This window comes from Citrobacter sp. Cf118 (genome assembly GCF_030334095.1).
GTDB lineage: Bacteria > Pseudomonadota > Gammaproteobacteria > Enterobacterales > Enterobacteriaceae > Citrobacter > Citrobacter freundii.
Genome location: NZ_JAOWES010000068.1, coordinates 1 through 13,610 on the forward strand (window position 1 = coordinate 1; position 13,610 = coordinate 13,610).

Annotated in this window: 21 protein-coding genes; 19 read left to right on the plus strand and 2 right to left on the minus strand. The window is 46.3% G+C overall.

The window, feature by feature from the left end:
- From OGX67_RS07325 to OGX67_RS07345, 5 genes are all read left to right on the plus strand, one after another.
- Positions 1-1,077 (plus strand): IS3-like element ISSen4 family transposase gene (locus OGX67_RS07325; protein WP_171866509.1). Its coding sequence is split into 2 segments (ribosomal slippage), with 1,078 coding nucleotides annotated over them: positions 1-215 and positions 215-1,077; the frame shifts between segments, so codons are not numbered across the junction. This gene is flagged as partial in the annotation.
- A gap of 557 nt (positions 1,078-1,634) precedes the next feature.
- Positions 1,635-2,192, plus strand: a complete 558-nt coding sequence (gene ssb, locus OGX67_RS07330) for a single-stranded DNA-binding protein (RefSeq protein WP_008786804.1) — start codon at positions 1,635-1,637, stop codon at positions 2,190-2,192.
- Between the two features lie 55 nt (positions 2,193-2,247).
- A complete protein-coding gene (locus OGX67_RS07335) occupies positions 2,248-2,601 on the plus strand; it encodes a hypothetical protein (protein ID WP_154050669.1) in 354 nt (117 codons plus the stop codon).
- Between the two features lie 277 nt (positions 2,602-2,878).
- On the plus strand, positions 2,879-3,559 hold the full coding sequence (locus OGX67_RS07340) for a hypothetical protein (RefSeq protein ID WP_032951313.1): 681 nt from the start codon (positions 2,879-2,881) through the stop codon (positions 3,557-3,559).
- Positions 3,560-3,586: 27 nt separating this feature from the next.
- Positions 3,587-3,901 carry a hypothetical protein gene (locus OGX67_RS07345; protein WP_127649449.1) on the plus strand — a complete coding sequence of 105 codons (315 nt, stop codon included), beginning with the start codon at positions 3,587-3,589 and terminating at the stop codon, positions 3,899-3,901.
- Positions 3,902-3,918: 17 nt separating this feature from the next.
- On the opposite strand, the gene OGX67_RS07350 is transcribed toward OGX67_RS07345, so the two are convergent.
- The gene (locus OGX67_RS07350) at positions 3,919-4,266 is read right to left on the minus strand and encodes a hypothetical protein (RefSeq protein ID WP_127649446.1); all 348 of its coding nucleotides are present in this window, start codon (positions 4,264-4,266) and stop codon (positions 3,919-3,921) included.
- Between the two features lie 133 nt (positions 4,267-4,399).
- Between OGX67_RS07350 and OGX67_RS07355 the strand changes: the two genes are divergently transcribed.
- From OGX67_RS07355 to OGX67_RS07420, 14 genes are all read left to right on the plus strand, one after another.
- The gene (locus OGX67_RS07355; RefSeq protein WP_007372162.1) at positions 4,400-4,813 is read left to right on the plus strand and encodes a hypothetical protein; all 414 of its coding nucleotides are present in this window, start codon (positions 4,400-4,402) and stop codon (positions 4,811-4,813) included.
- A gap of 62 nt (positions 4,814-4,875) precedes the next feature.
- Entirely contained in the window at positions 4,876-5,202 is a 327-nt protein-coding gene (locus OGX67_RS07360) for a hypothetical protein (protein ID WP_223227020.1), read from the plus strand.
- Positions 5,192-5,536: a hypothetical protein gene (locus tag OGX67_RS07365; protein WP_032951317.1), complete on the plus strand. Its 345-nt coding sequence runs from the start codon at positions 5,192-5,194 to the stop codon at positions 5,534-5,536. Before OGX67_RS07360 ends, OGX67_RS07365 begins: the two co-directional genes overlap by 11 nt.
- Before the next feature lie 13 nt (positions 5,537-5,549).
- The gene (locus OGX67_RS07370; protein WP_009653866.1) at positions 5,550-5,849 is read left to right on the plus strand and encodes a hypothetical protein; all 300 of its coding nucleotides are present in this window, start codon (positions 5,550-5,552) and stop codon (positions 5,847-5,849) included.
- Between the two features lie 87 nt (positions 5,850-5,936).
- Positions 5,937-7,205: a DNA polymerase III subunit beta gene (dnaN, locus tag OGX67_RS07375; protein WP_223307982.1), complete on the plus strand. Its 1,269-nt coding sequence runs from the start codon at positions 5,937-5,939 to the stop codon at positions 7,203-7,205.
- Between the two features lie 150 nt (positions 7,206-7,355).
- Positions 7,356-8,177 (plus strand): DNA adenine methylase, encoded by an 822-nt coding sequence (locus OGX67_RS07380; RefSeq protein ID WP_286526227.1) that lies wholly within the window; start codon positions 7,356-7,358, stop codon positions 8,175-8,177.
- A complete protein-coding gene (locus OGX67_RS07385; RefSeq protein ID WP_007372166.1) occupies positions 8,174-8,404 on the plus strand; it encodes a hypothetical protein in 231 nt (76 codons plus the stop codon). Before OGX67_RS07380 ends, OGX67_RS07385 begins: the two co-directional genes overlap by 4 nt.
- Positions 8,391-9,374, plus strand: coding sequence for a recombination-associated protein RdgC (gene rdgC / locus OGX67_RS07390; RefSeq protein WP_007372167.1), 984 nt, complete (start codon positions 8,391-8,393; stop codon positions 9,372-9,374). The genes OGX67_RS07385 and rdgC overlap by 14 nt, the downstream gene beginning before the upstream one ends.
- 11 nt (positions 9,375-9,385) lie before the next feature.
- A complete protein-coding gene (locus tag OGX67_RS07395; protein WP_009654998.1) occupies positions 9,386-10,264 on the plus strand; it encodes a hypothetical protein in 879 nt (292 codons plus the stop codon).
- Positions 10,261-10,863, plus strand: a complete 603-nt coding sequence (locus OGX67_RS07400) for a hypothetical protein (protein WP_223226832.1) — start codon at positions 10,261-10,263, stop codon at positions 10,861-10,863. Before OGX67_RS07395 ends, OGX67_RS07400 begins: the two co-directional genes overlap by 4 nt.
- A gap of 18 nt (positions 10,864-10,881) precedes the next feature.
- Entirely contained in the window at positions 10,882-11,310 is a 429-nt protein-coding gene (locus tag OGX67_RS07405) for an HNH endonuclease (protein WP_032951321.1), read from the plus strand.
- A 97-nt stretch (positions 11,311-11,407) separates the two neighbouring features.
- Positions 11,408-11,890: a hypothetical protein gene (locus OGX67_RS07410; protein WP_032951323.1), complete on the plus strand. Its 483-nt coding sequence runs from the start codon at positions 11,408-11,410 to the stop codon at positions 11,888-11,890.
- Positions 11,880-12,320: a hypothetical protein gene (locus OGX67_RS07415; protein WP_223226831.1), complete on the plus strand. Its 441-nt coding sequence runs from the start codon at positions 11,880-11,882 to the stop codon at positions 12,318-12,320. The genes OGX67_RS07410 and OGX67_RS07415 overlap by 11 nt, the downstream gene beginning before the upstream one ends.
- A gap of 51 nt (positions 12,321-12,371) precedes the next feature.
- Entirely contained in the window at positions 12,372-12,524 is a 153-nt protein-coding gene (locus OGX67_RS07420; protein ID WP_286526230.1) for a hypothetical protein, read from the plus strand.
- Positions 12,525-12,533: 9 nt separating this feature from the next.
- Here the strand turns inward: OGX67_RS07420 and OGX67_RS07425 are convergent.
- Positions 12,534-13,610, minus strand: a protein-coding gene (locus OGX67_RS07425) for an IS3-like element ISSen4 family transposase (protein ID WP_171866509.1) whose coding sequence is annotated in 2 segments (ribosomal slippage) — positions 12,534-13,396 and positions 13,396-13,610 — 1,078 coding nt annotated over the 2 segments. Because the reading frame shifts where the segments join, the coding sequence is not laid out codon by codon here. This gene is flagged as partial in the annotation.

Below are 13,610 nucleotides of genomic sequence, written 5' to 3' on the forward strand. Positions count from 1 at the left end.
CGAAGCCGAAGCTGGGGTACCCGCCCGTGAACTCTGCCGCAAGCATGCCATTTCCGATGCCACGTTTTACACCTGGCGTAAGAAGTATGGCGGTATGGAGGTGCCTGAAGTTAAGCGCCTGAAGTCGCTTGAGGAAGAGAACACCAGACTCAAGAAGCTGCTTGCCGAAGCCATGCTGGATAAAGAGGCGCTTCAGGTGGCTCTTGGGCGAAAGTACTGACGACAGACCAGAAGCGGGAAGCCGTGATGTTGATGTGTGATGCGACCGGTCTGTCGCAACGTCGTGCCTGCAGGCTTACAGGTTTATCCCTGTCGACCTGCCGCTATGAGGCTCACCGTCCGGCTGCTGATGCGCATTTATCAGGGCGCATCACTGAGCTGGCACTGGAGCGCAGGCGTTTTGGCTACCGTCGTATTTGGCAGTTGCTGCGCCGTGAAGGGCTTCATGTTAATCATAAGCGCGTGTACCGGCTTTATCACCTCAGTGGCCTGGGCGTAAAACGCAGAAGACGTCGTAAAGGGCTGGCAACAGAACGTCTGCCGCTGCTCCGTCCGGCGGCGCCCAATCTGACCTGGTCGATGGATTTCGTCATGGACGCACTTTCCACCGGTCGCAGGATCAAGTGTCTTACCTGCGTCGATGATTTCACAAAGGAATGCCTGACGGTCACTGTTGCCTTTGGGATTTCAGGCGTTCAGGTCACGCGTATTCTGGACAGCATTGCACTGTTTCGAGGCTATCCGGCGACGATAAGAACTGACCAGGGGCCGGAGTTCACTTGCCGTGCACTGGATCAATGGGCCTTTGAGCATGGTGTTGAGTTGCGCTTAATCCAGCCGGGCAAGCCAACGCAGAACGGATTTATTGAGAGCTTTAACGGACGATTTCGCGATGAATGTTTGAATGAGCACTGGTTCAGCGATATCGTTCATGCCAGGAAAATTATTAATGACTGGCGGCAGGATTATAACGAATGCCGCCCGCACTCCACGCTGAATTATCAGACACCGTCTGAATTTGCAGCGGGCTGGAGAAAGGGTCATTCTGAGAATGAAGATTCCGACGTTACTAACTGAGTGTTGTATCTAATCGTGGGGGCAGGTCATCAGAACGACTAAAAGCGCTGCGTTTCGTACAGCAACAAAAAAAGTTGAACAGAGTATGCAAGAATACACTGATACTATAGCTAAGCTTGAAAACGACTATGTTAAGAATGAGACGGAGATTGCTGAGTACAAAAATGAACTCGCTGCTTACCAAACAATACTCCAAACCCTAAAACGTATGGCAAAAAGGCATCTCAAGCAATAATACATTTCGTCTCTTTTCAGGTAAACAAAATGGAAACACAATGTATTTTCATTGCAGGTTTCAAAAATTGTTTCACTCTGGGCCATACATGTTTAGTATGGGGACATAACAAAGAGAACGCTGGCGAGTACGCTGGCATAAAGATCACCTTTCCCGGCCTGGCCGGGATTTTTTTTGTCTGATGTGCCGTCCTTCTCACCACAAACTTAATATCCTGACTATTTTTATGGATGTGCAGTGCAATTATTTAACGAATTACCATTCGTCACCAGACCGGACAGGCTGATAATAATGTCATCCGATACAGAGCTGGGGAGGGTGTATGACTAATCGTGGCTATAGCAAAGTAATTATCGAAGGTACTGTAGGCCGTGAGCCTGAAATCCGACAACACCCTACCCACGGCATCTACGCAAAGATTTATGTAACAACATCTGAGTCCTCAATGGAGGATAAATCTGGTCTGGAGAAAATTACGGAAGAACACTATCAGATCATTTTGCTTGGTCAATTTGCTGATGTGGCCCGCAATCATCTTCATGTCGGGACAGGAGTGTACCTGGAGGCCCAATTGCGTACCCGCCTAATCAAGGAGGATGGTAAAGAACGCTTCTTTATGGACGTACTTGTCAACCCCGTGAAGGGGCATGTTCTTCGCAAAGTCAATGTAGGCGGTAATAAACTGGTGAGTCGTCACCTCCAGCAGAACCGTGGGCAGGATCACCGGCAGAATACCAGTTATAGCCGCAGGCCACAAAACACGAACGCGAGGCCAGCAACACCACGCAACTCGCCCCCAACAATGGAAAATTATTATTTGGGAAATCAGGATGAAGTTCCAGGAAGCACTGGTGCTTATGGAACTGAGATAGCCTTTTAATGATTAGCAGCATATCTGTTTTAATTTGTATCATAACTAATGGGGAATTATTGCCGTGAATGAATTCAATAACGCACTCCAGACGATACTGGAAAATGGGTCTATGTCATATGGCCAGGCTGCTATTTATGCCGGTGGTGCAATTTGCGTTGCGGCCCTTTTTTCGGCGATACTCAGAAGTGGACTACTGGTAATTTTGGGAATTGTCTCAGGCTTTTATCTGTTCAGTCTCAACACTCCAGACAGTACACTGGCGTATACTGCTGCTGCCTCAGACCGTCTCATCGAGCAGGTTAAAGCTGTCGGTGGATGCGCCACTAGACACATTGAGGATGCGCAAACTCTGGGTATCATCATAAAAAATGGCGATGTTATCGAGATAGCAAAGCAGTGCGGTATTATAAAATAATAACCGTAGCATATTATGATTGATGAATGCCTGAATGGTAATCTGCTCGCGGATTACCATTATTTTTTGAGATGTCTTATAGAACTTATCTAAAATTACATACGACTGTCATGACAGTATAAGGTCTTTATGAAAAACGTCGTCAAAACTTTACTACCCTCAGTGAACACTGGTGATCAAGACGAAAGCGTAAAATCGGATACGCTGACTGGCACTACTAAACCCTGCGACCACGGACTGGTTCATAATCATCTTTTAGGGCAGGAGGCCTGTTACTATGCCAAACACTAACGACTCGCTGACAGGACTCAACGTCGAGCTCGTTGGTGCATCGAAACAAGAGTTTACTCTCCTCACTGAAAACCATCTGATGCGCCGCATCATAGTGGCTTTATCTGAGTTAATGCGTAACGCGGAAGGCGTGATGATTGATTCTCATGTTTACCCGTGGGATCAAGTTCTCCCTGCTGCGATGGACATTCCATCATCCAACGCTTCTGATGAAGAGATACAGAACTGGATGATCAGTGCCTGTAAGGAGTGGCAGTGCGAATACAATCGCCGGGTTCAGTCGTTTACCGCATCAGAAGTAAAAAGCAAAAGCGACACCGAGAACGATAACCTATTCCTGCTGAATATCACCAACCTAGCCCATATGCTGATTGACCGGTTACTGCCGTTTGTCAGTATCGAGGAGATTAATCATGAGGATCCAGATTTACTCCCCCAAGTTATTGATATCGTGAATTGTATGGTTGGTGTTATAAATGGTACAACCAGCACACAACAAGTCAGACAAGAATTGTTTACTGCCGGTGCTGATGACGCAGTATTTGCACTCAAACTAAAGCACAAAGAGCTAACCAGCCGGGGTGAAGATGCTGGATGGCTTGAAGAGGCAATGAAGATAATCGAAGAAAACAAACGCCAATCCATCGACTTTATGCAGCGCAGCTAATCGTTCCCATAATAAAAGGGTAATGCTATGAGTAAACATCTGTACTGTATTAAGGGTGTTTTAAAACCCAGGAAATTTTCTGTAAGTCTGATAAGAAATAAACTTAGCTCATTTGGTTTAAGGGGAAGTACTCTTCGTAGCGAAACCGCTCGCATTCTTGCCGGGCCAATAGATGGTATTAAGGGTACGTATCCCTTCGGCTGGTCAGAAGAACATTTTGACCGCAGGATGAAACGCATATTCATTCGCGCCGGTAATGCTTCCAGACTTTCTGATAATCGTCCATTTGCATTAAAACGACGCAGCGCTTTAACTATCAGTAAAAAGTATCTTTCTGTGTAACCACCAGCAGACGAGTTTTACTCGTCTGCCTGGCCCCATGCCTCTAATCTTCGCACCCGAAATGAAGTTGCCTGGAGTTCTCCTGATGAAGTTAACTCAAATGAAACTGTAAGATCGTTTTTGTTCCGGTACTTCCATACATAGCCATTTTGCTGCAATGTTTTGAGTGACTTACGTAGGTTGGGCTCAGCTACATCCTGGCTGTCTGGAACAGAGTTAATAAACCCCAGCAACCTGGTGAATGGCACTATCGCAGTGCCTTTTTCTTTGCACAAAAGAAGAAGTACCAACGCATCCTTCTGAATACGGGAAAAGCGCTCCAGGCGATGTTCAGTACCATCTCCCTGCATATTGGCATTGTTCATAATCAACCTAATCATATGGGATATGATTAAGGTTAAAAAACACCCCCCGTTTTGTCACCCTTTTTTTTTCTTACTCACCACTTAAAGCAGTAAGCTCAGTTCGATAAATCTGAATTAAATAAGGCGAGGTTATATGAAAACGAAATTATTGCTGGCGCTAATTGCGGGATCGACTTTCTGCATCAATATTGCTGAAGCCAATATTCCTCTTAGAGCAGATGGAAGTCCGGCAGCGGGGCAGACACCAACTCAGTTCATTCAGCTTAAAAATGAATGTCCTGAATGCGTCATGGTCGCAACTGATGTAGTAAAGATGCGTAGCGATAGCTGTAAACAGCAGGCATCCATCGATTCTACAATCCTACAGGATCCTGTTTACGCATATCTCAACAGTATCCGTCTGGTAGTTGCCGGGAATGGTGGTTATGCAAGTCCAATCTATACATCCGCCCGTCAGGTCGTAGCGTCAAACATCAATTGCAGTGATGCAAACGACTGGGTAGCGAGAAGTAAAACGGTAATGGATAACACCTTCAAAACGCCGTAAACAATCCCTGAATATTTCGTTGCAGTAATGCTATCCCGTAGTATGACGTTAAAGGCGGAGCTTTGAATCGGGAAAAAATAACTACTGCACTTAGAGGTATTTATATGGGTCGTCACTTTACTGGTCTGATTGATAGTTCGCAGCAAAATTTTACAATGCCAATCCGTCCGTATGGACGGAGCCGCATGGCTGCAAAATTAAAAGGAATCTCCCGATTGAAAAAATCTGAAAAGCATGACGATGAATATCCTGATGAACTCTGGAAATTTATGAGTCCTTCAGAGAAAGCTAAATTTCTGGTCGCGGATGTATTTTCACGCAGTAGTAAAGACTCTTCCGCCATTCAACCGGGAGAACATAAGCAAAAGGAGCATGATAATGAGCACTGATAATTTACTAGCAGAACTCACTTCAAAAACAGGCCTGACAGAAACGGAACTTAATCGGCAGGCATTGATTATCGGTTTGATGGCATTGTGCCACCCGGATGCTATTGCCGGTGATTTGGTGAGCGCGGCACTTACGGGGTCATACTCAGATAGTACTGATAAACTACTTACCCGTGGTGATAACGCATCAGACAGTGTGTTGATGTCCATGCGTATCTTACTTCACCGGTTGAGTAAGTATGAAGGGTCTGATGGCAAAGTAGGTCAGATCAATAAAATGATGCACCGACTCGGCTACTTTAAGGCATCCGATGTGTTACGCGAGGCTCAATAAAGAGGCTCAATTTATGTTCACCATGACGAATTTCGCGTCCAATATTCTTGACATGGTTTTTCTATCAGAAATGGAAGGGGAACTCATTTATATAAAAGCGCTTAGCGGCGTTACTGGTTACGTTCCTCAGATCCATCTTTTCCGCCTCCAGCTTATCGCATTTGATATAGGTTGGTACTACGAGTACAGATTGAATTCAGGCAACCTCATTATAAAGGAAATTGTTGAGGCCATCACATCTCTTGGATGTGCTTTAAATGAATACCAATGGCAGTTCGCGTTTGAATTAGGTTATCGCCGTCACCACAAATAAACTTCATTTTTTCATAATTTGCTATTCGTCACTTGATTGACCGGGGGTACGATTAATTTAACACGGATAATTATGGGAGACAGTAAAATGACAGACGCATCTACAATAGACGCAGTTCAACCAAAGGCAAGACGCTTATCATTTAAAGAGCTTCCAGGGTTTGATATTTCTGCTGAAGCACTTCTCAAAATTATCGAAATGCCGTGTATGGTTATTCGCCGGTCTCCTGCAATGAAAGTACTGGAGATGATCACGCTGCGGTTACGTGGGGATTGTCTTTCTGCCCTTGGCATTGACTTAAACTCTGCCCAAATTACCAGTAAAGGGACGGTATCGGGGGGCAATGGTGATATGGACGTATCAGTACCTGCAACACAACTCTTTTCTTTAATCCGCAACATGCGCGGCGAAGATGAAATTAACGTCCGCTTCCATGCGGCAAAAAACCATCTTGTCATTCGCACCGACAAAAACTCCTATAACATCCCGGTTTGCTTAGACCATATACCCGAAATTCAGGCTGAGACGCTGGAACATAATTACAGCGTTTACTTTCCAACGCAGATGCTGAGTCAGATTATCAAGCGTGTCAGCCACGCTGCGGCTCAGAACGATGTCCGCTTTTATATGAATGGGGTCTACCTCGGTATCGATAATGGCCAATTTATTGCTGTAGCCACTGATGGACATCGTATGGCCGTCAGTTCTCATGATATCGACTTCAGCGATGACGTGGGCGATGAGATTCAATCTCCGACAGCTCCTACCTCTATCAGTAACACGAATGCAGGTGTGATTTTACCCAACGGGGTTTTCCCCGTGCTCCATAAAATCCTGAGCGGTAGCCAGGGTCAATTCAAAATTGACTACAGCAACCGTAACCTGACATTTACGCTCGGAAGCCATACAGTCATTTCAAATCTTGTCGATGGCCGTTACCCGGACTGGAAGCGCGTGGCCAGCACGGTAGCCAAAAATACTGAACTGTTTAAGGTTGATCCTTCTGAACTCACCACCGCACTAAAACGCGCAACCCCATTGCTTAAAGAGGGCTCGCCAAACAACACCAGTGTTTGTGTGATGTCATTCAAAGACAACGCCCTACAGCTTAAGTCGCCCGGCTCAAATGCAATCAGTTGCAAAGAGGTGATGGACATTGCGAAAGAGGCAGGCGAGCCCGAAACAATTGTTGATATCGGTATGAATGCCGATTACCTCCTGGAATCACTGGCAAGCCTGGGGGCGTGTTCGGAAGAAGGAGAAGCCGCACAGATTGCTTTGCGTGATACAACGACCGGCATATTGATTTCAGTAAACAAAAACAATTACGACATCATCATGCCTGTCCGTGTCTGACAAAACGCTCTCGTTTTGTCGGCCTTTTCGAAATAGCCAATTTCATGGGCGTGATAACGTTAAAACAAGCTTCCTGACGGGATGGCTATATGCCATCTCGCTCCCATTGGTCGCGATCACTGCGTCCTAATATTCTGGAGCCAGAATGAAATGAAAAGCGTTCTGAAGTGGGTAGGAGCCAAACACAACATTATGGCAAGTCTTAAGCATGTACTACCGAAAGGTGGTCGGCTTATTGAGCCCTTTGGCGGTTCAGGCGCTGTAATGATGAATACGAATTACCCAGAATACATTTTGGCCGATATTAATAGCGACCTGATCGATACATACCAGAGTATTTTTAAGTCGCCTGAAAAGGTACTTTCTGAGCTTAAACGCCTTTACTGTCTCGGGCGTTCTGAGGACGCCTATTATGAGCTGCGAAGCCAGTTCAATAATCATGATAGTGCAAGTGACACTCAAGCTGCTCTGTTTATCTATCTGAATAGGTTTGGCCATCGCGGACTATGCCGATACAACCGGAAAGGCATCTTTAACGTCCCCTGGGGTTATTACGCCAACCCCTATCTCCCAGAGACAGAGTTATACGCAATGGCTGAGAAAATGTCCTCAGCAACTTTACTTTGCGCCAGCTTCCAGACCACGCTATCAATGGCCCGCCCGGGTGATGTGGTGTATTGCGACCCACCATATGTTAATCCCGGCAGATTCACGGCTTACCATGCCAGCGGTTTTACACCCGCTATGCAGATTGAGCTTACCAAACTGCTCCAGTTGCTGCCTGAACGCGGGGTTCATGTCATCGCATCATGCCACGATGCGCCTGATATTCGTGAGCTTTATCAAGCCTTCGCTATTCATGGTGTGACTGCCCGGAGAAGCATATTTAAAGGCAGCGGGGATGGGAAAAAAGCTTCAGAAATCTTCGCGATCAAATTAGCGGATAACTCGAAAAAGGGAGCTGCGGCATGAAACGCTTCCATTGTTCTGAAAAGCTGCATAACCCAGAGACTGAGAAATTTTGTCAGGATATCGCCGAACAATATCGGACAGCACCTGATATTGCCGTGGCGCAGTTTAAACAAGTGCTGAGCTCTAAGCCTCTAACTTACTGGGAGTGTGTCGTGATCCGCGAGCGTGTCTCTGACCTTATTAAAATTAATCAAGCAACAGCTGAGGGCCACGATGAGCCAATTTAAACCCAAAAGCCTTGTAGTCTACCGCATCCAAAAAGCTCTGGAATTAGACAAGCTGGATGAACAGTTAAGTGAGTTGAAATACACTCCCTGCGGGCCTAATGATATGGCACGGTCAGGATGGATCCCGCCATTGGGTGAAGATGTCGAGCTGTTAAAGCATGAGTCGAATAATCTCATTCTTCTGACTGTTAAGCACGAATCGAAAATACTTCCTCCCGCGACCATCAAAGAAATTGTGCGAACCCGGGTTCAGAAACTGGAGAAAGAGCAAAACCGCAGGCTAAAGAAAATGGAGATCCAGGCCGTCAACGATGCCGTGCTCGCTGAGCTCATACCAAAGGCTTTCAGCAAATACAGCACTACAAACATTTGGGTGGATACTAAATCACGTCTACTGCTTGTTGAGACCACCAGCCATAAAAAAGCAGATGATGTAACAGCTTTGCTACGTAAAACTATTGGCTCACTTCCAATTATCCCATTCACGCTGGAAACGCCGGTAGAACTGACGTTAACAGAGTGGGTCAAAACAGGAAGTCTGCCGCCTGGCCTAGCTTTATGCGACGAAGCCACGCTCAAAGATGTGCTCGAAAACGGGGGGGTCGTTACAACAAAACGCCAGGATTTGATATGTGATGAGATCGCTCATCACATCGAGGCCGGAAAGCTTGTGACAAAGGTTGCACTGGGCTGGATGAACCAGATGTTTTTCATCCTGAATGACAATTTCATCTTTTCACGACTGACCTTTACGGAAGAACTTATTGAACAGAACGATGACATTTCGCCAGAAGATCACGCCCAAAGATTTGATGCCGATTTCGTTTTGTTTACCTCTGTTGTTATGGAGGTTCTGGACACAATGATAAAAGCCCTCGGGGGTGAAAGCCCAGGACTCATCACAACGCCGTCAGACGAACAACAAGGTGTCGCGGCAGAAGCCAAACAACCAGAAAAAACCTTCCATTAAAGGGCTGAGAGATGATTACAGCTACAGAACTCCAAGAGTTATCACGCCAGGTTGAAAATGCTAACATTGCCCGAGCCCTGGCAGTTAAAGAGTTGGTTAAAGAGACAAGAGATCGTCAGTTTTCATTGTGGGCGCTATTTATTGGTCTCTTCAGAGAGACACCGGCGCGAAAAAAGCTGAACGAATGTGAATTGCATCTTAACCTGCTGCTGCCAAAATGCAGGAGCATCTTTCTTCAATACGTAGTTATGTCCTCGTTGGAAGAAATTTCGAAATCACCAGATTGTGAGATTTATCAGCATCTAGTCAACTGCTGGAAAGAAGCTCAGATAAAATATAACGAGTCAGGCAGACGACTCAAACTTGCAGAAAATGCCCGTGAACTATTAAAAACAGCAAAGGATGAATGTAATAGTGCTTCCACAACTGAATTTCTGGATATGGTTACTACCAGTAAAGCAATATCCATACTTTCAGCAATAGACACATCCTCTGCGAGTAGTTCGTTAAAGAGAGCTATGGGTGCGCTTAAGCGATTAGCAGATGAAATGCCTGCCCGGCAATCACCTATTGATTCAAATTTACCAGATGACACGCTTGATCTGTTTGTCGATCTGACTATAAATCCTGTTATCGATATTCTCTCCTGGTTAAATATTGAAAAGCTGGATAATGCCGAAGTGCAGTGCAGCAAAGCCTTAAAGAAACTTCAGACGTTATTAGGACAACTGGGTGCTGAGCATGATTTGAGAACTAAGGATTATCAATCTCAATTAGATACGCTTAAGAGAATTGAACAACCATACATCAAAAAGGTGATGCGGCATATACCCGAAAATATGAAGTTCAAGGAGCCTGAGTATCTCCAGACTATAGGAATGAACCCATGACTCTAAAATATATAATCGCTCTCGCAATATTTCTGACATTTGTGTGCTTTGCAGCTTTCATACTTATCTACGCGAGTCGAACAAAACGAGAACAACAACAAACTCAGCAACCTTTGGACGAGCATGATCAGCAGGCAGATATTAATGCCGATGCCGACGAGAACGCCGCACTTGATGGGTTGAGCGAGTACTTCATCAAAAAAAATTCGATATTGCCAAAAGTCCTGATGGATCTTTATGTGCGCTTGAGTGCGGTGTTCAATGGTCAGTACATTATCGCACCCCAGGTGCTTGCCCGGGACTTAGTAGAGCTGGAGCTCGAAGATGAACCGGTTGCCCCGGTTGACGTACTTCAGGCGCAACAGTACGCAGATGAATTCGTGTTCGATTTTGTTCTCTCCGATGCGCATACCGGGGAACTAGTGCTAGCAATGATCAATGAAGATGCTATCAGCGCTCAGCCTGAAGGAGAGTTCATTATTGCCCTTTTTAAAAGAACTCACATTCCTGTCTTTCGCTATGAAACGTTGTCAGGCTTGGACGATAACGCCCTGGCAGTCAACATCGCTGAATCAATAGACGATGGCCGATTCTCTTAGTTCCACAAGGAATTTATTATGTCTCTGTCAAAAAAACAAAGAATAGTACTGAGGGCTAAATTTGGTGGTCGATGTGCATATTGTGGCGAGGTACTGAAAGAAAAAGGTTGGCACGCTGATCACGTAGAACCTGTGCTAAGGAAATCCGTCCAGGATATGCAAGCTGCGGCCAGAGGGAAATTTAAGCTTAAGGCTACCGGTGAAGTGTTTAATGAAAGTGCCAACTGCTTAGAAAATCTTTTCCCAGCCTGTGCGCCCTGCAATCTGCTCAAAACAACATATTCACTGGAAATGTTCCGCAAACAAATAAGTTTACAGGTTGAAAGGGCACGGAAGAGTAGTATGAATTTCAGAACGGCAGAAAGATTCGGCCAGATAAGCATTGTAGAGAAACCCATTGTTTTCTGGTTTGAACAGTATTCAGAGAAAAATGGTGCTATCAAATAAACGACTAATTTAACATTATCATGGCGCGTATCGCGCACTGCTTCGTCAAATATTCAGCCGTGATAATATTGTTTAGTAGGCCCATTACGGAGCGTATATGACTAATCATACAAACTGGACTGGAGACCTGACCGAAGGCGCAACTATATTTGTAGCCACACCAGATGGCCAGCTCAGCAAATGTAGAGTCGAGTCCGTTCGAGACCGACATTTCTCGGTCGAGGGTATTGAACGTGAATTCGATAAGTTGAATGCCTGCTCAGTTGATGGGTTACTACACTCTTACCCCGACGATTTCGAGTCGAGGGAGTTATTTGGTCTGTGCCAGCAAAAAAACAGGCTCAAGTCTCTGCAAATTGATTCATTATCGTTACAGCAAGTCCAGTACATGCTGGCTGGCCTGGAACTTGCCAGGAAGAGATATGGATACCAGTACCGAGGCAGCAAAGCCGTAGATACCAATCAGAAGGGTAGACTGGCCATGAGCATTGATGATTCGCTTCACCCAATTCAGATCGCTTATATACTGGCAGGTTTAAAATTATCTCTCCTTCAAACAGAGGTGAACCATGACTGCTAACCAACGTAAACGTCCTTCGCGTAACAATCGAGCTGTCCAGTTAACGTCCGAGCAGCTGGTAGAAGCGAAGACGCTTGACCTGAAAGCCCACCATTCGTTTAAAAACCTTATGGGTCTTGCTGCAATCAGTGTCGTGGTGTTTGTCTGTCTTGGCTCCTTGATCCATAAACAACGCTCAGTAATGAACGAATGGGACCTGGGTGAAGTGATCAGAGGCGTTGATTTGAAAGCCGGAACCCTCGCAAAAAACAACTTTTTCATCACCAACAAAGGGCAGTTTGAAGCAAGTGGCGTTACAGTGTCACTTACGGGTACAAAACTGAAATTACAGCAGCATCAGGACGGAAAATATTACGTTTGTAATTCTGCAACAGGTGATTGTGTTCTGGTATCCGATGTACAAGCTGAAAAAATTCGTGACCAGCTGTAGCGAGGGGAAAATATCGGTTACTGTCACCGGTAACCGAAGGAACCTTCGTATATGTCACGACAAGAAGCCGCAACGCAGTTATTTATGTCTGCACCACCAGCAAGTATTGATGTCGTTATTGAGCAGCTGGAAAGGGACGCTCAAGCAGCCGGTATCGATATCCATACAATCTCTGTAATGGCCATGACCTGCCCCCACGATTAGATACAACACTCAGTTAGTAACGTCGGAATCTTCATTCTCAGAATGACCCTTTCTCCAGCCCGCTGCAAATTCAGACGGTGTCTGATAATTCAGCGTGGAGTGCGGGCGGCATTCGTTATAATCCTGCCGCCAGTCATTAATAATTTTCCTGGCATGAACGATATCGCTGAACCAGTGCTCATTCAAACATTCATCGCGAAATCGTCCGTTAAAGCTCTCAATAAATCCGTTCTGCGTTGGCTTGCCCGGCTGGATTAAGCGCAACTCAACACCATGCTCAAAGGCCCATTGATCCAGTGCACGGCAAGTGAACTCCGGCCCCTGGTCAGTTCTTATCGTCGCCGGATAGCCTCGAAACAGTGCAATGCTGTCCAGAATACGCGTGACCTGAACGCCTGAAATCCCAAAGGCAACAGTGACCGTCAGGCATTCCTTTGTGAAATCATCGACGCAGGTAAGACACTTGATCCTGCGACCGGTGGAAAGTGCGTCCATGACGAAATCCATCGACCAGGTCAGATTGGGCGCCGCCGGACGGAGCAGCGGCAGACGTTCTGTTGCCAGCCCTTTACGACGTCTTCTGCGTTTTACGCCCAGGCCACTGAGGTGATAAAGCCGGTACACGCGCTTATGATTAACATGAAGCCCTTCACGGCGCAGCAACTGCCAAATACGACGGTAGCCAAAACGCCTGCGCTCCAGTGCCAGCTCAGTGATGCGCCCTGATAAATGCGCATCAGCAGCCGGACGGTGAGCCTCATAGCGGCAGGTCGACAGGGATAAACCTGTAAGCCTGCAGGCACGACGTTGCGACAGACCGGTCGCATCACACATCAACATCACGGCTTCCCGCTTCTGGTCTGTCGTCAGTACTTTCGCCCAAGAGCCACCTGAAGCGCCTCTTTATCCAGCATGGCTTCGGCAAGCAGCTTCTTGAGTCTGGTGTTCTCTTCCTCAAGCGACTTCAGGCGCTTAACTTCAGGCACCTCCATACCGCCATACTTCTTACGCCAGGTGTAAAACGTGGCATCGGAAATGGCATGCTTGCGGCAGAGTTCACGGGCGGGTACCCCAGCTTCGGCTTCG